Origin of the sequence: Pseudoflavonifractor sp. An44, assembly GCF_002161675.1 — a bacterium.
Taxonomy (GTDB): domain Bacteria; phylum Bacillota; class Clostridia; order Oscillospirales; family Oscillospiraceae; genus Enterenecus; species Enterenecus faecium.
Genome location: NZ_NFIH01000003.1, coordinates 97,808 through 117,387, shown reverse-complemented (window position 1 = coordinate 117,387; position 19,580 = coordinate 97,808). Strand labels below are relative to the sequence as shown.

The following is a 19,580-nucleotide window of genomic DNA, read 5'->3' as shown; positions in this document are numbered from 1 at the left end:
TTTGGTGGCCTGCAACCGTGGGAGGTGCTACCATGAGACCATCCAAAGCGACGGGAGGCACACCTATGATTTTAGGAGATAAGATCACAAATTTGAGAAAAAAGGCCGGGTGGTCCCAGGAGGAGCTGGCCCACCAGCTGGGGGTGTCCCGGCAGGCGGTGTCCAAGTGGGAGAGCGGCAGCTCCATCCCAGACCTGGACAAAATTCTCCGGCTCAGCCAGCTGTTTGAGGTGAGCACCGACTACCTACTACGGGACGAGATGGAGCCGGAGCTGCCCCAGGCAGAGCCGGAACCTGCCCCCATTCTGGATGGGCCCCAAGTCCCGGTCCACCACATCACCCTGGAGCAGGCCAACACCTATCTGGACACGGTGCGGGGAGTGGCCAGTAAAATCGCCCTGGGCGTGTTCCTGTGCATCCTCTCCCCCACCGCCCTCATATACCTGGGCGGCCTGTCCAGCGAAGAGGGCCGCTTCACCCTGTCCGAGCCTCTGGCGGGCGGGGTGGGCATCCTGGTGATGCTGGCCCTGGTATCCGCCGCGGTGGCCCTGTTTCTCTTCTTTGGCAGCCGCCTGACCCCCTACGAGCACCTGGACAACCAGCCTGTGGAATTGGCCTATGGGGTGGACGGCGTGGTGAAAAAGCGTCAAGCTGAATACCGGACCACCCACCTGATGCTGCTGGTGGTGGGCATCACCCTGTGCATTCTCAGTCTGGCCCCGCTGATGGTGGCGGTAGCTATTGACGAGAACGGCATGGCTCCCATCATCGGCCTCATCCTCATGTTTGTGTTGGTGGCGGTGGGGGTGTTCCTGCTGGTGCGCACCTGCATCATCGCCGGAAGCTTCCAGCGGCTATTGGAGACTGGGGACTACACCCGGGAGCACAAGCGGGAGGAAAACAGCCCTCTGACCACCATCTACTGGGGTCTGGTGCTGGCCATCTACCTGGGCTGGAGCTTCTGGACCATGGCCTGGGACCGCACCTGGATTGTGTGGCCGGTGGCGGCGGTGCTGTACGCCCCGGTGCGAAGCATTGCAGGGTTGCTGACCAAAAAATAAGACACATCGGGCAGGAGAAGGCGTTCACGTTCTCCTGCCCGATGATTTTTTGCGTCAATACCGCCCTGTGCAAGGCTGACTGGAAGATTGTTCTTCTAAATGACCTAGGCTCAGGCTTGCCAGCCGGGGTTTGCTCCGCAGGGTGACTTTCTCCCCGATGAGAAAGTCACCAAAGAATCGCCAAAGGCGGGGCCTTCCCCCGCCTTGTGGAATCCACCCCGCGGTACTGGGTGGAGGATGCGTCTTTCTCTTTTCGGCCCTTGGCCTGATTCGTGTCACATGGATGGCGTGGAGATTCTACCAAACATACCCGCTTCTCTGTGTGGGTATCCTTCTATGACCAGGGCCTTACCCTGGTGCGCCGCTGTGCCCAGCTAACGGAGGCCTGGCTCCCGGCGGCGAGGACGCCGCTTCTCCATGGTAGGCCCGGATGTGGAAACCGCCCAGCCATAGGGCCAGCTGCCAGGATAGCCTGATATGGTGGCAGTAACAGGAGCCACAGCAAGAGTGACGGGCCGAACATAGCCTTGACGCAGTTCTAGCCTCGTACCTCAGGGAGGTCCTTAGGGGGGAACGCCCTAAGCGATTCTTTCCCCGATTTCTCATCGGGGAGAAATCGGGCATAAGCGGAGCGTCCCTGGCCGGGGCGCTGGTTTCCGCCTGAGACATTGAGAATCTATTTCATGGTTTGGAGCAGAAAGCAAAATAAAAACCCTCGACCAATGCGGTCGAGGGTTTTTCTCGCTCTTACTATTGTTTAGATCAGAGTCAGAACCATGGTCAGAACCAGGAACACAATGGCAACCCACTTGGTCATCTTGGCCATGCGGGCGTCGGCGGTCTTGGCCTTGTTCTTGGACAGGAAGGTGTCAGCAGCACCGGAGATGGCACCGGACAGACCAGCGCTCTTGCCGGACTGGAGCATCACGATGGCGATCAGGGCCAGAGACACCACGAAGTAAACGATAGACAGAATCAGCTGAGGAGTGGTCATGGAATTCAATCCTTTCAGTCACAGTCTAAAAATGGGCGCAACAGCCCTTACAAGTATTTTCTATGATACCACACCCCTCAGGGGATTGCAAGAGGTTTTCATATTTCTTCCGGCCATGTTCCGCCGCAGGTGCCCCACCAGGGTCACGCCCCCGGTGACCAGCAGCACCAGATAGCAGCTCATGGTCCGGGAGAGAATCATCGCGGGAGCCACCAGCCCCGTGCCAAACACCGCTAGGAAGGTGCGCAGAAACACCCCTTCCGCCGCTCCTGCGGAACCAGGCAGCGGGAGAAAGCCCACCGCCACGGTGCACAGCACCTGGAGGGCGGCCACCTGCAACAGGCTCATGCCGGACAGGCCGAAGGCCCGATACACCAGGTAGGGCACCAGATAGGAGCACCCCAGCTGGGCCCCGCTGAGGGCCACCACCCCCACCAGCACCAGGGGATTGCGGGCAATGACCCGGGCCCCCTGGCGGTACTGAGCCAGCACCCCCTCCAGCTTCTCCTCCAATGCTGCACGGTCCAACCGCTTCACTAGGCGGCAGGCCAGGGCAATCCCGAAGCGGCCCAGGCGGCGGGCAGGTCCGGGGAGGAAGAGCAGCAAAATCATGGCCACATTCAGCACCACAAAGATGGCAAGGCCCACCCCGACGAGCACCCCCACCTGGCCGCCCAGCTGCTCCAGCAGGTCTCGGCCAAAGTAGAGGGCCGCCAGAGCATAGCACACCACCGCCGTGTGGTAGCCAATGCTCACCAGCATCATGTCGATGGTGCCGGACACCACCGGTACCCCGTCCCGGTTCATGTAGTACACCTGGGCGGGCTGGCCTCCGGTGGCGGAGGGGGTGACGTTGCTGAAAAAGAACCCGGTGCACGAGTAAAAATAGCACCGGCGGAAGGGCTGGGCACAGCCCAGGGCCCCCAGCACCAGCCGGGTGGCCCCGGCCTCACAGGCGATGAACAGGGCCATCACCGGAAGGGCCAGCAGGAGCATCCGCACATCCGCCCGGGCCATGGCCGCCGCCAGCTCCCGGGGGGACTGCTGGCTCAAAATGGTGTAGGCGGTGGCACACAGCAGCAGGCCCATGACTCCAAACCACACCAGCTGTTTTTTGCTCCCCAGCTTCATGCGTACACCTTCTCTCCGGCCAGCTGCTCCACCACGGCGCATACCGCCGCCCGGCACATGGTGTTGGAGGCCTTCTCCATGGCTCGGCGCATACTGGCCAGCCCTGCCTCGTCGTACAAAGTGCTCTCAATGGCCCACAGGCAGGCCTCCTCCTCCTTGTCCGCCAGGCGGGCCATCCCCGCCTCCAGCAGGAACCGGGCGTTCTCCCGCTCCTGGTCCAGGAAGGGGGCCCACACCAGCATGGGCAGGCGGCTGGCAATGGCCTCAAAGACGGTGATGCCTCCGGGCTTGGACAGCATCAGGTGGGCCCGGGCCATGTACTGGTCCACCTGGGTGGTGAAACCCACCACCTCAATGTTCTCATATTTCCCGTGGAGGCGCTGATACAGCTTCTCATTGCGCCCGGTGAGAATGGTCACGTGGACCCCGGGCAGGTCGTTGAGCTGCTCATAGAAGCGGTCCCGCCGGGGCATCAGCCCCAGGCCGCCCCCCATGATGAGCAGTTCCCGCTGGCCCCGGTTGGGTTTCCCTCCGGTGAACTGCTGGCCCACGGGAATGCCGGAGACCAGAATCCGCTCTGCCTCCACCCCCTTCTCCACCAGCCCCTGGCGCACCTGGTGCGAGGCCACCAGATAGCAGTCGGTGCCGGGGTGGATCCACTCGCTGTGGCTGGTCACGTCGGTGATGCAGGTCACCAGGGGCATCACGCCCCCCTCCCGCTTGTACCGGGCCACCACCGAGGAGCACACGGGATGGGTGGACACCACCACATCCGCCCCCGTCTCAAAGAGCAGCTCTTCCAGATACTCCACCCACGCCCCGGCCAGGGGCATGTCCCCCTCCACGTTGCGGGTCAGGCGGTGGAACAGGTTATAGAGACCGCCGCCGTACTTCACCAGCCACCCAAACATCCGGTAGATGGTGGGGGCCAGCTCGGGCATGGCGTAGTCAAAAAAATCCACGGTGTGCACCTGGTGCCCCTCCCGCTCCAGCTGCTGCTGCAACGCTTGGGAGGCAGACCAGTGCCCCATACCAAATTTTCCAGTCAAAATCAGGACGTTCATGCCTTTGTTCTCCTTCATCCTAGTTCTCTCCTAGTGTACCAAAGGCATCTTAGATTTTCCCTCAGACCCGGTTAAGGTTTCCTTAAGGAGTGGTAAAAACTTCTACAAGATCCTCCAAGTTCACCCATTCGATGGTCTCCGGCGGAGTATCCTGGCAGCACACGGAGGCCCACCACCCCTCCCCCTCGTAGCTCTTGTGGGGACAGGGAGGGGGCACAGGCACCTTCCGGGGCGGGTACAGGGGGGTGTCTCCCAGCTTGCAAAAGCTCTCTTTCAGGGTCCACAGGCGGGTAAAACTCCCGTCGGTGCCGTCAAAGAGGGGCATTTCCTCCTCTGCAAAACAAAAGGCGGGCAAGCCGGGCCGATGGGACTTCACCAGCTCAATGTCCACCCCCACAGGACACTCCGACAGGGCGCACAGGGCGTAGCCCCCCGAGTGGGACAGAGACAGCCAGCGACCCTCCCCGGGGATGAGGGGCTTGCCCCGATCACTGTACTCCAGCTCCGGCAGCTCTCCCCAGCCGTACTTGCGGGCGGCTAAACGCAGCAGCGGGCGGCTGAGCTTACGCCCGTCCTCCCCTTTCACGCCATAAATTTTCGTGGACATATCCACACCTCTCTCCATAAAAACAGCCTGCGAACCACACCGATTCGCAGGCTGTGTCTTGGTTTCATACTATCCGGGGATTGGGCGCTTGTCAAGAGATGACTCTCACCCGGATGATGCCGTCAATGGCACGGATGTCGTCAATGACGCTCTCTTCTACGGCAGACCCCACATCCACCAGGGTGTAGGCGAAGTCCCCCCGGGACTTGTTGGTCATGTTCTCCACGTTCACCCCGTCGCCGGAGAGCTGGGCGGTGATGTTGGCCAGCATGGCAGGGATGTTGCGGTGGATGATGCACAGACGCTGCACCCCGGACCGCTCCATCTCCACGTTGGGGAAGTTCACGGAGTTTTTGATGTTGCCGTTTTCCAGGAAGTCCCGCAGCTGCTGGGCGGCCATGATGGCGCAGTTGTCCTCGCTCTCGGGAGTGGAGGCGCCCAGGTGGGGAATGGGCACCACGTTGGGGGCCAGGGTAATGGTATTGTTGGGGAAGTCGGTGACGTAGCGGGCCACCTTGCCGCGCTCCAAAGCGGCCATCATGGCCTCGTCATCCACCAGCTCGCCACGGGCCAGATTGACCATGCGCACCCCGTCCTTCATCTGGGCAATGGTGTCGGCGTTGATGGTGTGGCGGGTGTCGGGGGTATAGGGCACGTGGATGGTCACATAGTCGCTGACCCGGTACAGCTCGGCCACATCCTTGACCACATGCACGTGGCGGTCCAGGCGCAGGGCGGTGTCCACCGACAGGAAGGGGTCATAGCCGTACACTTCCATTCCCAGGGACAGGGCCGCATTGGCCACCAGAGCGCCGATGGCGCCCAGGCCGATGACACCCAGGGTCTTGCGGTACAGCTCGGGGCCCACAAAGGCGGACTTGCCCTTCTCCACGGCAGCGGCCACATCGGTGTCGGGGGTGGCGGCCTGGGCCTTCACCCATTCCACGCCCCCCACCAGGTCCCGGGAGGCCATGAGCAGGGCGGCAAGCACCAGCTCCTTCACGCCGTTGGCGTTGGCCCCGGGGGTGTTGAACACCACAATGCCCTTCTGGGCACACTCGGCCACCGGGATGTTGTTGGTGCCTGCCCCCGCCCGGGCGATGCCCCACAGGGTGTCGGGGAAGGGGTAGTCGTGGAGTTTGGCGGAGCGGACCAGAATGCCCTCCTCCCCCTCCACGCTGTCCCCCACCTGGTAGTCGGCGGGGAACTGGTTGAGCCCAACTTGGGCAATTTTATTCATGGTTTTGATACGAAACATGATGGTTCCCCCTGTCTCAGCCGTTGACCTGGTCAAAGGCCCGGATGAAGTCCGCCAGCTTCTCCACCCCTTCGGTGGGCATGGCGTTGTAGATGGAGGCCCGCATGCCTCCCACATTGCGGTGGCCCTTGAGGTTGACAAAGCCCGCCGCCGTGGCCTCGGAGACAAACTTGGCGTCCAGATCGGCGTTTCCGGTACGGAAGGTGACGTTCATGTCGGAACGGCTCCCCTTCTGGGCCGGGCAGGTGAACAGCTTGGAGTCGTCCAGCACGTCATAGAGCAGCTGGGCCTTGGCGTGCTTGATCTTTTCCATGCCTTCCACACCGCCCCGCTCTTCCAGCCACTCCAGCACCAGCCCCAGCATGTAGATGCACCAGCAGGGGGGCGTGTTGTACATGGAGTCCTTGTCGATCATGGTCTTATAGTTCATGATGAGGGGGGTGTAGGGCAGCTCGTGGCCCGCCAGGTCCTCCCGGACAATGGCGATGGTGAGACCCGCCGGGGCCAGATTCTTCTGAGCGCCGCCGTAGATGATGCCATACTTGGACACATCCACCACCCGGCTCATGAAGTCGGAGGACATGTCGCACACCAGAGGCACGTTCCCGGTGTCGGGCACATACTGCCACTCGGTGCCGTAGATGGTGTTGTTGGCGCAGTAGTGGAAGTAGCTGGCCTCCGGGTCCAGCTTCAGCTGGTCCTGGGTGGGAATATAGGTGTGGTTTTGGTCCTCGCTGGAGGCGGCCAGATTGATCTGGCCGTACTTTTTGGCCTCCTTATAGGCAATGTTGGAGAAGTTTCCGGTAACGGCATAGTCCGCCTTCCCCGTCCTGCCAATGAGGTTCAGGGGCACCATGGAGAACTGGCCCGAAGCACCCCCCTGCAAAAACAGCACCTTATAGTTGTCAGGCACATGGAACAGGCGAATGAACCGCTCCTTGGTGTCCTGAAAAATCTTGTCAAAAACCTTAGATCGGTGGCTCATCTCCATCACTGACATGCCGGAGCCCTGATAATTGGTGATCTCTGACCCGGCTCGGGTGAGGACTTCCAGCGGGAGCATGGAAGGGCCTGCGGAAAAGTTGTATACACGTTGATTGCCCATGAGCAGTTTCTCCTCTCTGAGATTTTTCACACTATCATGTTATCGCTTTAGTGTGTTATATGACATTATAGTTCCAGGAAGGACATCTGTCAACGTCAAAAACACATCTGTGGTCTTTTTGGCAAACTCCCCTCGAATTGACGATCTCTCCCTGTCTTTTTTGTACAAAGCACCCATGGTTTTCGGGCAGCATCCCAGTGTATGCCGAGAGAAAGGAACCGTTGCATAAAAAAGCCGCCCCCAGGTTTCACTGGGAGCAGCTTTCTCGTGCTCTGCCAAAGCCTCGCAGAGTTTTCCCGCCCGCAGGCGGGAAAATAAATTGAAATCCTGTTATTTTCACGCCACATGTGCCGGGAAAATAACACTTCTCATGGGAAATGGGGTGACTTTTTCGTAAGAAATCGAGCCCCATTTCCCATGCAATCCCCGTTCATTTTGGAAGGCCCATCCGGGCCTTTCAAAATGGGCTCAGCCCGGAGGCCAGGTCATATCCCGGCCGGACAGGACGTGGAAGTGCAGGTGATGCACGCTCTGGCCCGCCTGCTCGCCGCAGTTGGACACCACACGGTAGCTGTCCAGGCCCAGGTCCTTTGCCACCTTGGCGATGACGGCCAGCATGTGGCCTGCCAGGGCGGCGTTGTCCTCGCTAACCTCTGCCACAGAGGCGATGTGCTGGCGGGGAATCACCAGGAAGTGGGTGGGTGCCTGGGGGTCGATGTCGTAGAAGGCCACGCACACCTCGTCCTCATACACCCGCTTGGAGGGAATCTCCCCCGCTGCGATCTTACAAAAGAGGCAATCAGACATGGTATCAACTCCTTTTCGATTGCATTTTACGGGATTGCTTACAGGCCCAATTTCATAGAGACAACGTTATCCACCATAGCCAGGGCATTGTCCCCCATCAGGGGGTCTTTGCCGCCGTTCCCATTCCGTCAGGCCGGAATGGGGCCCTTGATTTTATTTTGCTTGGGCGAAGTGAATTCGCCCTGCGCCAATTGCGGCCACAGGGCCGCAATTGACACGCCGAGGGCGTGGCTCGCTTGCGCTCGCTGGGCGGCGGCTTACAGCCCCAATTTCATAGAGACAACGTTATCCACCATAGCCAGGGCGTTGTCCACCATGAGAGGATCCTTGCCGCCGCCCATGGCGGAGTCAGGCTTGCCGCCGCCGGAGCCGCCAGCGATGGCGGACACCTGCTTGATGATGTCGCCGGCCTTGATGCCCAGGCCCACGGCCTCCTTACCGCAGGCGGCCACAAAGGTGATCTTGCCGCCGTTGACGGCTGCCAGCACGGCCACCACGTTGGCGGCCTTGTCCTTGATGGCATCGCCCATCTGGCGCAGGCGGTTGCCGTCGGCGTCGGGCACGGTGGCGGTGATAACCTTCAGGGGGCCCACGTCGTGGGCGCCGAAGAGGATGCGGTCGGCCTCGCCAGCGGCTTCCTTGCTCTTGTACTGCTCAATGGCCTGACGGGCGGCCTTCAGGTCGGCCACCTGCTGCTCCAGCTTGGCAGCCAGGTCGGCGGGGTTGGTCTTGAGAATCTGGGCAGCCTGGAAAATGAGCTCCTGATTGCGGTTCATGGCCTCCAGGGTCAGCTTGCCCACGGTGGCCTCGATACGGCGCACGCCGCTGGCCACGGAGCCCTCGGACTTGATGCGGAAGGTGCCCACCTTGGCAGTGTTGTCCAGGTGGGTGCCGCCGCAGAACTCCATGGAGAAGTCGCCCATCTCCACCACGCGCACCACGTCGCCGTACTTCTCGCCGAACATGGCCACAGCGCCCTTCTGCTTGGCCTCCTCAATGGGGAGCACCTCGGTGATGACGGGGTAGCCGTTCAAGATGGCGTCGTTGACCAGCTTGTCCACCTGGGCCAGCTCCTCGGCGGAGATGCCCTCGAAGTGGGTGAAGTCGAAGCGGATACGGTCGGGCTCCACCAAAGAGCCAGCCTGATGCACGTGGTCGCCCAGCACCTTTTTCAGGGCGGCATCCAGCAGGTGGGTGGCGGAGTGGGCACGGCGGATGGCCTGGCGGCGCTCCACGTCAATGGCGGCGGTGACAGTGTCGCCCACTTTCAGCACGCCCCCGGTGAGCTTGCCGTAGTGCATATACTTGCCGCCCTTGTTCTTCTGCACGTCGTGGACGGTGAACACGGCCTCGCCCAGGGTGATGGTGCCGTGGTCGCCCACCTGGCCGCCCATCTCAGCATAGAAGGGGGTGCGATCCAGCACCACGATGCCCTCCACGCCGCTCATCATCTCCTCGGCCTGGACGTTCTCCACCACCATGGCCAGCACCTTGGCGTCGTCGATGGTGTTGTGGTCGTAGCCCACGAATTCGGTCTCGGGCAGTTCCTTGCCGAACTCGATGCCAGCCCAGCCCAGATCGCCCAGGGCCTCACGGGCCTTACGGGCGCGGACCTTCTGCTCCTCCATGAAGGCGCGGAAGCCGGCCTCGTCCACGGTCAGGCCCTCGTCCTGGGCCATCTCGCTGGTCAGGTCGATGGGGAATCCATAGGTGTCGTAGAGCTTGAAGGTGTCCTCGCCGGAGAACACGGTCTCGCCCTTGGCCTTGTGCTGGGCCAGCATGTCGGAGAAAATCTTCAAACCGCTGTCGATGGTCTTGGCGAAGTTCTCCTCCTCCACCCGGATGACCTTGGTGATATAGCTCTGCTTCTCCACCAGGTCGGGGTAGGCGGTGGCGTTGACCTCGATGACGGTGTCACACACCCGGTACAGGAAGGGGTCGTTGACGCCCAGCAGCTTGCCGTGGCGGGCGGCCCGGCGCAGCAGACGGCGCAGCACATAGCCACGGCCCTCGTTGGAGGGCAGCACGCCGTCGCAGATCATCATGGTGGCGGAGCGGATGTGGTCGGTGATGATACGCAGAGACACGTCACGGCTCTCGCTCTGGCCGTAGTGGGCCCCGGTGATCTCGGAGACCTTGTTGGTGATGTTCATCACGGTGTCGGTGTCAAACAGAGAGTTGACGTTCTGGCACACACAGGCCAGACGCTCCAGGCCCATGCCGGTGTCGATGTTCTTCTGAATGAGCTCGGTGTAGTGGCCCTCGCCGTCGTTGTTGAACTGGGAGAAGACGTTGTTCCACACCTCCATATAGCGGTCGCAGTCACAGCCCACGGTGCACCCGGGCTTGCCGCAGCCGTACTCCTCGCCACGGTCGTAGTACACCTCGGAGCAGGGGCCGCAGGGGCCGGAGCCGTGCTCCCAGAAGTTGTCAGCCTTGCCGAAGCGGAAGATGCGCTCGGCGGGGATGCCGATCTCCTTGTTCCAGATCTCGAAGGCCTCGTCGTCATCCTGGTAGATGGAGGGGTACAGGCGGTTGGGGTCCAGGCCCACCCACTCGGGGCTGGTCAGAAACTCCCAGCACCAGGTAATGGCCTCCCGCTTGAAGTAGTCGCCGAAGGAGAAGTTGCCCAGCATCTCAAAGTAGGTGCCGTGGCGGGCGGTCTTGCCGATGTTCTCAATGTCACCGGTGCGGATGCACTTCTGGCAGGTGGTAACACGGCGGCGGGGGGGCTCCTGCTCGCCGGTGAACCAGGGCTTCATGGGCGCCATGCCGCTGTTGATGAGCAGCAGAGAGGCGTCGTTCTGGGGAATCAGGGAAAAGCTGGGCAGACGCAGGTGTCCTTTGCTCTCAAAGAAGGACAGGAACATCTCACGCAGCTCGTTGACCCCGAAGGGCTTGGGGTTGCTCATGGGTCTATACCTCCATTTTAAAAATTAACAAAATAAAAGCCCTTGCCAAACCACAGGGGCAAAGCCTACGCTTCACGGTACCACCCTGTTTATCCTCGGCAAGGACATCTCCAGTCATCCGATAACGGGGATGGGCCGCCCTGCTCCTCGCAGGAGACGAAACGGAGTGGCGCAGAGAAACCGCACTTGCCGGGGGCTCTCACTCTCCCCCCTCGCTTTGGGCCGCTGGTGGCTCTTTGGCTCCGCCATTGTCTTTAGCTGTTACATTTTATCACATTCTTGCCAGATGTCAAGGCAAGGGGCGGGATTTCCCCGCCCTTTGCTATTTGATTACGCCACATTGTCCGTCCACATCTCGCACTGGCTCATCACCGTCTGAATGGCATCCTCCACCCCTTCCGGGGGGTATTTGTACCGTCTCAACAGGCGTTTTACCATCTTTCGCATCCCGGCCCGGGCCGCTTCCTTCTTCTGCCAGTCAATGGTGCGGCTTTTGCGCAGCACCTCGGTGAGTTCCCGGGTCAGGGTCACCAGCTCCTCATTGGAATAGAAATCTTTCACCGCCTGGGGCTTGGTGAGGGCGTCGTAGAAGGCCAACTCCTCCTGGCTCAGGCCCAGCTGCTCGCCCAGCTGGTGGGCCTGCCGGATGTCCTGGGCCATCTTCATCAGCTCGGCGATGACCTCTTCATTGGTGATGAGGCCGTTGATGTAGCGCTTCATCAGCTCTTTCATCCGCTGGGAGAACTGCTCGGATTTGACCACGTTGGTACGGCGGTACAGGGTCACCTGCTCCGCCAGCAGCTTTTTCAGCAGCTCCACGGCCAGGTTTTTCTCCTTCATCCGGGCCACTTCCTCCAGGAATTTGGGGTCAAAGAGGGAGAACTCCGTGTCCGCATCGGAAAACAGGTTGATGACCCCCTCACTCTGGATGGAGTGCTTCAACAGCTCGTTGATGCGGGCGTTGACCTCCTTCAAGGAGTATTTCTTGCCCTCGCCCCCCATGGTCAGGCGCACCAACATGGTGCGCACCGCCTCAAAATAGGAGGCTTCGGCGCTGTCGTGGCGCTCCACCAAACTGGAGCACAGGGACAGGGCCTGACGCAGCAGCAGCGCCTGCTTGATGTACACGTTGGGGGTGCGCTCCTTCTCGGGCAGGTTCTGCTCGTCTCGCACCTTGCCCAGCAAAAAGTCTGTGCCCCCGGCAATGACCCGCCCACGGGCCAAATCGTCCCCAGTAAAGAAGGCGGAATAGTCGTAGCCATGGAACAGGTCCCGGCACACCTCCAGCTTCTCCAGGAACTTGGGGTAGGCAGTCTGTTTGATGTCGGGGTCCCCGTAGTTCTTCCGATCTCGGGCGGTGTAGTCGTTCATGGCCTGTTTCAAGGCCCCGGCAATGCCCACATAGTCCACCACCAGGCCGCCTTCCTTGTCTCCAAACACCCGGTTGACCCGTGCGATGGCCTGCATCAGGTTGTGGCCTGCCATAAACTTATACACGTACATGGTGGCCAGAGATGGCACGTCAAACCCGGTCAGCCACATGTCCACCACAATGGCAATCTTCATGGGGGAGTTGTTGTCCTTGAACTTCCGGGCCAGCTCCTCCTTGTGGGCCTTGTTGCCGATGACCTTCCGCCACTCCTCATCGTCTCCGTTGCCCTGGGTCATCACCACCCCCACCTTTTCCGTCCAGCCGGGGCGCAAATCCAGGATTCGCTGGTAGATTTTCATAGCGATGGGGCGGGAGTAGGCCACGATCATGGCCTTGCCTGTGAGCAAATCCGCCCGGTAATTCTCATAATGGTCCAGAATGTCGTCCACCAGAGAGTTCACCGTCTCGTCCGCTCCCAGAATGGCCTCCAGCTTGCCCAGCTCCTTTTTGCTCTTTTCAATCACCGCCGGGTCGGCGTTCTGGGCCAACAGGTCATACTCGGCGTCGATGAGCCGCAGGGTGTTCTCGTCCAGCTTCAAGTGGATGACCCGGCTCTCATAGAACACCGGGCGGGTGGCCCCGTCCTCCACCGCCTGGGTCATGTCGTAAATGTCGATGTACTCCCCGAACACCTCCCGGGTGCTCCGGTCCTTGGAGGAGATGGGGGTGCCCGTAAAGCCGATGTAGGTGGCCCCGGGCAGACTGTCCCGGATGAGGCGGGCAGTGCCCACCACCGTGCGGGCCTCCAGGGTTCCGTCCTCCCGCTTGTGGGTCACCACCTTGTCCGTCAGGCCGTATTGGCCCCGGTGGGCCTCGTCGGCCATGACCACAATGTTGCGCCGCTGGGACAGGGGGCGGTCGTACGCCTCAAACTTCTGCATGGTGGTGAAGATGATGCCGTTGGCCTGGCGGTTCTCCAACAGCTCCCGCAAATGCTCCCGGCTCTCGGCCTGCTGGGGCGTCTGGCGCAGGAACTCCCGGCAGCGGCAAAACTGCCCATAGAGCTGGTCGTCCAGGTCGTTGCGGTCGGTGATGACCACCACCGTGGGGCTCTCCAGGGCCTGCTGGAGCAGATGGGCATAAAAGACCATGGACAGGGACTTTCCGCTGCCCTGGGTGTGCCAGAATACGCCGCCCTTGCCGTCGGTCTGGGTGGCGTGCTGGGTGGAGGCAATGGCCTTGCGCACGGCGAAATACTGGTGATACCCCGCCAGGATTTTAAAGGTCTTTTCCCCGTCCAGATTAAAGCAGATGAAGTTTTTCAGGATGTCCAGAAGCCGCTCTTTTTGAAAGATACCCTCAAAGAAGGTGTCAAACTGGGCCGCCTTGGTGTTCTCATAGCTGCCGTCCTTGGTTTTCCACGCCATGAAGCGGTCCTCACCGGAGGTAATGGTGCCCGCCTTGGTGGTGAATAGGTCGCTGATGACGCACACCTGGTTGTAGATAAACAGGGAGGGGATCTCGTGCATGTAGTTGCGCAGTTGGCGGAAGGCTGCCGAGGCGTCCGTCTCCTCCCTTGAGGGGGATTTCAGCTCCATCACCACCAGGGGCAAGCCGTTGACGAACAGCACCACATCCGGGCGCTTCTCCGAGTTCTCCACCACCGTCCACTGGTTGGCCACCACAAAGTCGTTATTTTCGGGGTCTTGGTAGTCCACCAGATACACCAGGGCCGAGCGCTCCTCGCCCCCCTCCCAGAACTTCACCGGGACGCCGTTTTGCAGGTAGTCGGTGAAGGTGATATTTTTCTGTAACAGGGTGCCCGTGTCGAAGGTGCGCAGCTTGTCCACCGCCTCCTGGATGGCCGCCTGGGGCAGTCTGGGGTTGAGGCGGGCCAGAGCAGACCACAGCCCGTCCTCGTAGAGGGGGCTGTGGTAGTCCCGCTCCACGTCGGGGCCGTAGAGGTGGGTATAGCCCAGCTCGTCCACGAACAGACGAACCACGGCGTTTTCATAGTTGGCTTCGGTGTAGGGCATGGTGGGTCACCTCACTTTGTCAGCATTAACAAAGCTAACATTTTCTTCGTATTTCTATTATAAAAATTATCAAACATGGTTACAAAGTGTTGTCTATTTTCCCGCACAAGATCGCTAGTCCATTCTTGTCCATTTTCACCATAGATAAATAAAATAAACTGAGATAGTTCCTTGGAAATCATATCTGTCTCATCCATTGTCACATCAGGGAATAAAAAACATAGACCATTTATTGCCTGTACATCCTGTTCTAAGCATTTATGCGTCAATAGACTTCTCTCCATACATGAAAATCTCAGATTACCTACTTCTTTACTTTCAAACAGGTTGTGAATCCCCCAATACTTCGTCTGCCAATTCAAAATATTTTGATTTTCTGGTACTGAAATATATTCTGAGAATTCTTTGAGTCCTTCCATCGCATGGAATGCATTTATTCTTTTCTCATATAGTGCTATTTTATCTTGTCTATTTGCTATTTTTTGAGGCACCTGAACCGCAGACCACACAGCCGCAACTGTTCCCACTGCGCTTATCAACGATGAAACAGCCGAGATAGAGTCCCAATCCGGTTCCAATTCTGGTGCATATACGATTCTCCATCCTGCACAAGCCATCGATATAACAACAATACATCCCCCAATACACAGAAAAACTAGTATTCCTTTAATCCAGTTCCACCAGTTTCGTTTTATACGACTGACACAGTTACTCCAGGCGAAACCGTTCTTTTCTCTCTCCTTTTTTAATTTGTCTTTTTCTTCCTCCATTTTACTGCACCTCATTTGCTGACAGTTCGCCGGACATCAGTTTTGGAAGTAACGAATCACGAATTGCACTTAATTTTTTATTTTCCTCTTCCAATACCTTTATTTGATTAAACAGTGGAGATACCGTAGAAGCAAATGATTCTATAACCAAGTCATTAGGATACAATATCTGCATCTGTTTAATAAGTTTTGAGTTAACTGCCGTAGCTATTGACGACGTACTCCCCAAAGTTTGGAAGTTGAAGTTTTTCAGGAAACAATACAGGTAAGGAACTAATATATCATCGCTCGTCTTAAAGTGTGCAATCGCTTCATTGGTAGCCATTGTTCCGTGAGTAATGGCTACTCTTCCCACCGTCAATTTAAAACTAAGTATCACTGTATTGTCGGGAACAATTTTAATATTATGTTTTTCAATCGCTGAATGGGTTAAACGTTCAGATGTATCAGATATGTATACCCCGCACTTACCCATATCGGATATAGATACCCATTTAATATCTGTTTTTTCTAAACTAAACCACTCTTTTTCCTTCCTTGGTGGTGTTTTCCCTATCGAAATATCAAATATCGAATCAGCTCTTTTGACGGTCCATCCTTTTGGAATCAGCCCCAACTCGCTTTCCACAAACTCCCCATCCTGGAACAGCTCAAAGTCCACAAACCAGCTTTTGAAGATCGCTTGGGCCTGCTGTTGGAGATTGGCGTTGATTTTGTTGTTTAGGTCAATTTTATGGTCTAATACAGATAGCATCTGTACCAACAAGTCTTGTTGATCTCTCTGTGGCACTGGAATTTCCATGTTGGCAAACGTTTGAGCATTGATGTTTCCACGAGTGCTACCTGTATTAAATGAATTAACCCAATCTTTGTATAGTTGGCTCTGGCAATAATACTTAATATACCTGGGGTTTACCATTTGAGGGTCAATACTAAACTTGATAAGAAATCCAGCGTAAACCAATTCCCCATCAGAACCATCATAAAAATAATTTCTTCCTGTACTTCCACCAGTTCTTGCAAAAACTATGTCATTCGGTTGTAGAATATACTGCTGGGCCTTTGCATCATCGACCGAAACCAAGCCACTCTTATTTAATCTACCGTCGTCTGTAATATCCGTGATTCTCAGATATGTATACAGTGATTCATCAAATGGTACTGCCGATGCAGGAATTCCATATTTACCTTTTCCATCTATACATAAATCTTTTAACTTTTTAATTTGTAACTCACACTTCAAACCCAATCCCCCCAAGTTTCTCCCGGATTTCCTGCTCCAACTGGTGGGACTGCTCAAACAGCTGGGACAGCTCACGTGTCAGCCGCTCCATTTTCTCCTGGAAGGGCTCGCCGTCCTCCTCCTGCTCCTCAATCCCCACATACCGCCCGGGGGTGAGAATGTAGTCCTGCTGGGCAATCTCCTGGATGGTGGCCACGGCGGAAAAGCCCTTGACCTCCTCCAGGGTGCCGTCTGCGTAGGCGTTGTAGGCATCCGATAGCTTTTTAATATCCTCGTCGGTGAGCTCCCGCAGCTTCCGGGTCACCATGGTACCCAGCTTGCGGGCGTCCAAAAAGAGGGTCTTTCCCTTCTGCTTCTTGTTCCGGGCCAAAAACCACAGGGAGACGGGAATCTGGGTGGTATAGAACAGCTGGGACGGCATGGCCACAATGCACTCCACCAAGTCCGCCTCAATAATATGTTTGCGGATGTCCCCCTCTCCCCCGCTCTGGGAGGACAGGGAGCCGTTGGCCAGCACCATACCCATGCGCCCGTTGGGGGCCAGGTGCCAGATCATGTGCTGGAGCCAGGCGAAGTTGGCGTTGCCCGCCGGGGGCGTGCCGTACTGCCAGCGCACATCGTCCAGCAGCTTGTCCTGCCCCCAGTTGGACAGGTTGAAGGGGGGATTGGCCATGATGAAGTCCGCTTTCAGCTGGGGGTGGCAGTCGTCAAAGAAGGTGTCGGCGTTGTACTTGCCCAAGTCCGCCTCGATGCCCCGGATGGCCAGATTCATCTGGGCCAGCTTCCAGGTGGTGGGGTTGGAATCCTGGCCGTAGACAGAAATGCGGTCGATGTTGCCCCCGTGGTTCTCAATGAACTTGGCGGACTGGACGAACATGCCCCCGGAGCCACAACAGGGGTCATACACCCGGCCGTTGTAGGGCTGCAAAATCTCCACCAGGGTTTTCACCACGCAGGCGGGGGTGTAGAACTCCCCGGCCAGCTTGCCCTCCTGCTCGGCAAACTTGGACAGGCAATATTCATAGGTGCGGCCCAGCAAATCCTTGCTGGAGCCGTGCTCCACCATCTGAATGTTGGTGAACAGGTCCACCACATCCCCCAGCCGCCGCTTGTCCAGCTCCGGGCGGGCGAAGTTCTTGGGCAGAATGTCCTTCAATCGCTTGTTTTCCCGCTCGATGGCACGCATGGCGTCGTCAATGACAGCGCCGATCTCGGGGGTATGGGCCGCGGCGGCCACCACATTCCACCGGGCCTCCTGGGGCACATAGAAGATGTTCTCGGAGGTATACTCGTCCCGGTCCTCTTCAAAGCCCTCGCCCTCCTCCACCAGCTCCTGATATTTGGCCTGGAAGCGGTCGGAAATATATTTTAAGAAAATCAAACCCAGCACCACGGATTTGTACTCGGAAGCGTCCAAGTTGCCCCGCAGGACGCAGGCGGCGTCCCAAATCTGCTTTTCAAATCCAATGCCGGCGGTGTGTTGTTCTGCCATGGCAGGTATCCTCCCAAATTCATAGCTTGTCGATTTGTCTCATTATACCAAACACCCGGAGACTGGGCAAGAACTCCACCTTGATAACCGCATCCAACAGGGGCATAATAGAGAAAAAGGAGGTTGCTGCCATGAACCGCACGTTATTTGTCAACGGCCCCATTCTCACCATGGAGTCCCCCGTGCCCACCGATGCCCTGTTAGTAGAAGATGGGCGTATTGTCGCCCTGGGCACCGACGCCCTCAACACCACCGGAGCCACCAAGGTGGACTTGCAGGGGGACGCCCTGCTGCCCGCTTTTGTGGACCCCCACAGCCACCTGTCCGCCGCCGCCAACAGCCTGCTGCAAGTGCCCCTGGGGGAAGTGTGCGACTTTGCCCAGCTGGAGGAGGCGGTGGCCGGATTCATCCGGGACAACCACATCCCCGCCGGACAATGGGTGTTCGGCCAGGGCTACGACCACAACCACCTCACCGAGCACGCCCACCCCACCCGTGAACTGCTGGACAAGGCCGCCCCCAATAACCCGGTGGTCATCCAGCACGCCTCGGGACATATGGGGGTGTTCAACTCCGCCGCTCTCCACCAGCTGTTCCTTACCGGGAGTACCCCCGACCCGGAAGGGGGCACCTTTGGCCGAAACGGTGGGGAACTCACGGGGTACGCGGAGGAAAACGCCTTTGTCAGCAACCTCCGTAAGGCCCCCATGCCCGGGTTTGACCAGTTGAAAGAGGCCTTTGCCCGAGCCCAGCACACCTACGCCGCCCACGGCATCACCACCGCCCAAGAGGGCATGATTGCCGCGGAACTCTTCCCCCTCTATCAAGGATTGTTAGCCCAAAACGCCCTGACCCTGGACGTGGTGGGCTATCCCGGCGTGGCCGACCTCCACGCCGCCCGGGTGGCCTTCCGGGACAGCAGGAACGGCTACCACCATGGCCTGCGGCTGGGTGGTGTGAAAATCTTCTTGGACGGCTCCCCCCAGGGGCGCACCGCCTGGCTGCGCACCCCCTACCAGGGGGAGAGCGAGTACCGGGGCTACCCCACCATGACGGACGAACAAGTGGAGCAGGCCCTCACCCTGGCGGCTCAGGAAGGGGTGCAGATTCTGGCCCACTGCAACGGCGACGCCGCCGCCCAGCAGTACCTGGACATGGGGGCCAAAGTCATGCAGAGCCACCCCAACCTCCGGGATGTACGCCCGGTGATTATCCACGCCCAGCTCATTGGGGTGGACCAGCTGCCCCAGGCCAAGGCGTTGGGGTTCACCCCCTCCTTCTTTGTGGCCCACGTGTACCACTGGGGGGACATCCACCTGCAAAACCTGGGGGCCAAGCGGGCCGCCGCCCTCTCCCCCGCCAAGGCCGCCCTGGATTTGGGGATGCCCTTCACCTTCCACCAGGACACCCCCGTCATCCCCTGCGACATGTTGGAGACTATCTGGTGTGCCGTCAACCGGGTGACCAAAAACGGGGTGCAGTTGGGCCCCGAGCAGCGGATTCCTGTGTACGAGGCGTTGAAGGCGGTGACCGTTCACGCCGCCTGGCAGTACAGCGAGGAGAAGGAAAAGGGCTCTCTGGCGGTGGGCAAGCAGGCCAACCTGGTGCGGCTGTCCGCCAATCCCCTGGAGGTACGGCCTGAGGCTCTGCGGGAGGTCTCTGTGGTGTCCACCTGGAAGCAGGGAGAAGTGCTGTACCAGGGTTAAAAAAATTTTTTCCTGTAGTGAA

General features: G+C 58.7%; 14 protein-coding genes. 2 read left to right on the top strand and 12 right to left on the bottom strand.

Going from position 1 to position 19,580, the window contains the following annotated elements; genetic code table 11:
* Window positions 1–65: 65 nt before the first annotated feature.
* A complete protein-coding gene (locus tag B5F98_RS02500) occupies window positions 66–1,061 on the top strand; it encodes a helix-turn-helix transcriptional regulator (RefSeq protein ID WP_158099756.1) in 996 nt (331 codons plus the stop codon).
* Between the two features lie 757 nt (window positions 1,062–1,818).
* Here the strand turns inward: B5F98_RS02500 and secG are convergent.
* The 12 genes from secG to B5F98_RS02440 form a co-directional block, all read right to left on the bottom strand.
* Window positions 1,819–2,055, bottom strand: coding sequence for a preprotein translocase subunit SecG (gene secG, locus B5F98_RS02495; RefSeq protein ID WP_087233403.1), 237 nt, complete (start codon window positions 2,053–2,055; stop codon window positions 1,819–1,821).
* Window positions 2,056–2,115: 60 nt separating this feature from the next.
* Window positions 2,116–3,186 carry a lysylphosphatidylglycerol synthase transmembrane domain-containing protein gene (locus B5F98_RS02490; RefSeq protein ID WP_158099755.1) on the bottom strand — a complete coding sequence of 357 codons (1,071 nt, stop codon included), beginning with the start codon at window positions 3,184–3,186 and terminating at the stop codon, window positions 2,116–2,118.
* Window positions 3,183–4,268, bottom strand: coding sequence for a glycosyltransferase (locus B5F98_RS02485; RefSeq protein ID WP_087369467.1), 1,086 nt, complete (start codon window positions 4,266–4,268; stop codon window positions 3,183–3,185). The genes B5F98_RS02490 and B5F98_RS02485 overlap by 4 nt, the downstream gene beginning before the upstream one ends.
* Before the next feature lie 64 nt (window positions 4,269–4,332).
* Window positions 4,333–4,857 (bottom strand): 4'-phosphopantetheinyl transferase superfamily protein, encoded by a 525-nt coding sequence (locus tag B5F98_RS02480; protein WP_158099754.1) that lies wholly within the window; start codon window positions 4,855–4,857, stop codon window positions 4,333–4,335.
* Window positions 4,858–4,948: 91 nt separating this feature from the next.
* Entirely contained in the window at window positions 4,949–6,115 is a 1,167-nt protein-coding gene (locus tag B5F98_RS02475) for a phosphoglycerate dehydrogenase (protein ID WP_087233415.1), read from the bottom strand.
* Between the two features lie 16 nt (window positions 6,116–6,131).
* Window positions 6,132–7,220 carry a 3-phosphoserine/phosphohydroxythreonine transaminase gene (serC, locus tag B5F98_RS02470; RefSeq protein WP_087369465.1) on the bottom strand — a complete coding sequence of 363 codons (1,089 nt, stop codon included), beginning with the start codon at window positions 7,218–7,220 and terminating at the stop codon, window positions 6,132–6,134.
* Window positions 7,221–7,688: 468 nt separating this feature from the next.
* Complete coding sequence (locus B5F98_RS02465) at window positions 7,689–8,027, bottom strand: histidine triad nucleotide-binding protein (RefSeq protein ID WP_087369464.1); 339 nt, start codon at window positions 8,025–8,027, stop codon at window positions 7,689–7,691.
* A gap of 257 nt (window positions 8,028–8,284) precedes the next feature.
* Window positions 8,285–10,939 (bottom strand): alanine--tRNA ligase, encoded by a 2,655-nt coding sequence (alaS, locus tag B5F98_RS02460; protein ID WP_087369463.1) that lies wholly within the window; start codon window positions 10,937–10,939, stop codon window positions 8,285–8,287.
* Window positions 10,940–11,269: 330 nt separating this feature from the next.
* Window positions 11,270–14,347: a type I restriction endonuclease subunit R gene (locus B5F98_RS02455; protein WP_087369462.1), complete on the bottom strand. Its 3,078-nt coding sequence runs from the start codon at window positions 14,345–14,347 to the stop codon at window positions 11,270–11,272.
* 11 nt (window positions 14,348–14,358) lie between these two features.
* Window positions 14,359–15,117 (bottom strand): hypothetical protein, encoded by a 759-nt coding sequence (locus B5F98_RS02450; RefSeq protein WP_087369461.1) that lies wholly within the window; start codon window positions 15,115–15,117, stop codon window positions 14,359–14,361.
* Between the two features lies 1 nt (window position 15,118).
* Window positions 15,119–16,360 (bottom strand): restriction endonuclease subunit S, encoded by a 1,242-nt coding sequence (locus B5F98_RS12895; RefSeq protein ID WP_158099753.1) that lies wholly within the window; start codon window positions 16,358–16,360, stop codon window positions 15,119–15,121.
* Window positions 16,350–17,852 carry a class I SAM-dependent DNA methyltransferase gene (locus B5F98_RS02440; RefSeq protein ID WP_087369460.1) on the bottom strand — a complete coding sequence of 501 codons (1,503 nt, stop codon included), beginning with the start codon at window positions 17,850–17,852 and terminating at the stop codon, window positions 16,350–16,352. Before B5F98_RS02440 ends, B5F98_RS12895 begins: the two co-directional genes overlap by 11 nt.
* A 131-nt stretch (window positions 17,853–17,983) precedes the next feature.
* On the opposite strand from B5F98_RS02440, the gene B5F98_RS02435 reads away from it, so the two are divergent.
* Window positions 17,984–19,558: an amidohydrolase gene (locus B5F98_RS02435; protein ID WP_087369459.1), complete on the top strand. Its 1,575-nt coding sequence runs from the start codon at window positions 17,984–17,986 to the stop codon at window positions 19,556–19,558.
* The last annotated feature ends 22 nt before the right edge of the window (window positions 19,559–19,580 follow it).

What these genes read in the sequence shown, in the direction of transcription:
- B5F98_RS02500 (WP_158099756.1), top strand. Translation starts at nt 66, where the DNA reads ATGATTTTAGGAGATAAGATCACAAATTTGAGAAAAAAGGCCGGGTGG.
- B5F98_RS02480 (WP_158099754.1), bottom strand. Translation starts at nt 4,857, where the DNA reads ATGTCCACGAAAATTTATGGCGTGAAAGGGGAGGACGGGCGTAAGCTC.
- B5F98_RS02435 (WP_087369459.1), top strand. Translation starts at nt 17,984, where the DNA reads ATGAACCGCACGTTATTTGTCAACGGCCCCATTCTCACCATGGAGTCC.
- B5F98_RS02440 (WP_087369460.1), bottom strand. Translation starts at nt 17,852, where the DNA reads ATGGCAGAACAACACACCGCCGGCATTGGATTTGAAAAGCAGATTTGG.
- secG (WP_087233403.1), bottom strand. Translation starts at nt 2,055, where the DNA reads ATGACCACTCCTCAGCTGATTCTGTCTATCGTTTACTTCGTGGTGTCT.
- B5F98_RS02455 (WP_087369462.1), bottom strand. Translation starts at nt 14,347, where the DNA reads ATGCCCTACACCGAAGCCAACTATGAAAACGCCGTGGTTCGTCTGTTC.
- B5F98_RS02450 (WP_087369461.1), bottom strand. Translation starts at nt 15,117, where the DNA reads ATGGAGGAAGAAAAAGACAAATTAAAAAAGGAGAGAGAAAAGAACGGT.
- serC (WP_087369465.1), bottom strand. Translation starts at nt 7,220, where the DNA reads ATGGGCAATCAACGTGTATACAACTTTTCCGCAGGCCCTTCCATGCTC.
- B5F98_RS02490 (WP_158099755.1), bottom strand. Translation starts at nt 3,186, where the DNA reads ATGAAGCTGGGGAGCAAAAAACAGCTGGTGTGGTTTGGAGTCATGGGC.
- B5F98_RS02475 (WP_087233415.1), bottom strand. Translation starts at nt 6,115, where the DNA reads ATGTTTCGTATCAAAACCATGAATAAAATTGCCCAAGTTGGGCTCAAC.
- B5F98_RS02485 (WP_087369467.1), bottom strand. Translation starts at nt 4,268, where the DNA reads ATGAAGGAGAACAAAGGCATGAACGTCCTGATTTTGACTGGAAAATTT.
- alaS (WP_087369463.1), bottom strand. Translation starts at nt 10,939, where the DNA reads ATGAGCAACCCCAAGCCCTTCGGGGTCAACGAGCTGCGTGAGATGTTC.
- B5F98_RS02465 (WP_087369464.1), bottom strand. Translation starts at nt 8,027, where the DNA reads ATGTCTGATTGCCTCTTTTGTAAGATCGCAGCGGGGGAGATTCCCTCC.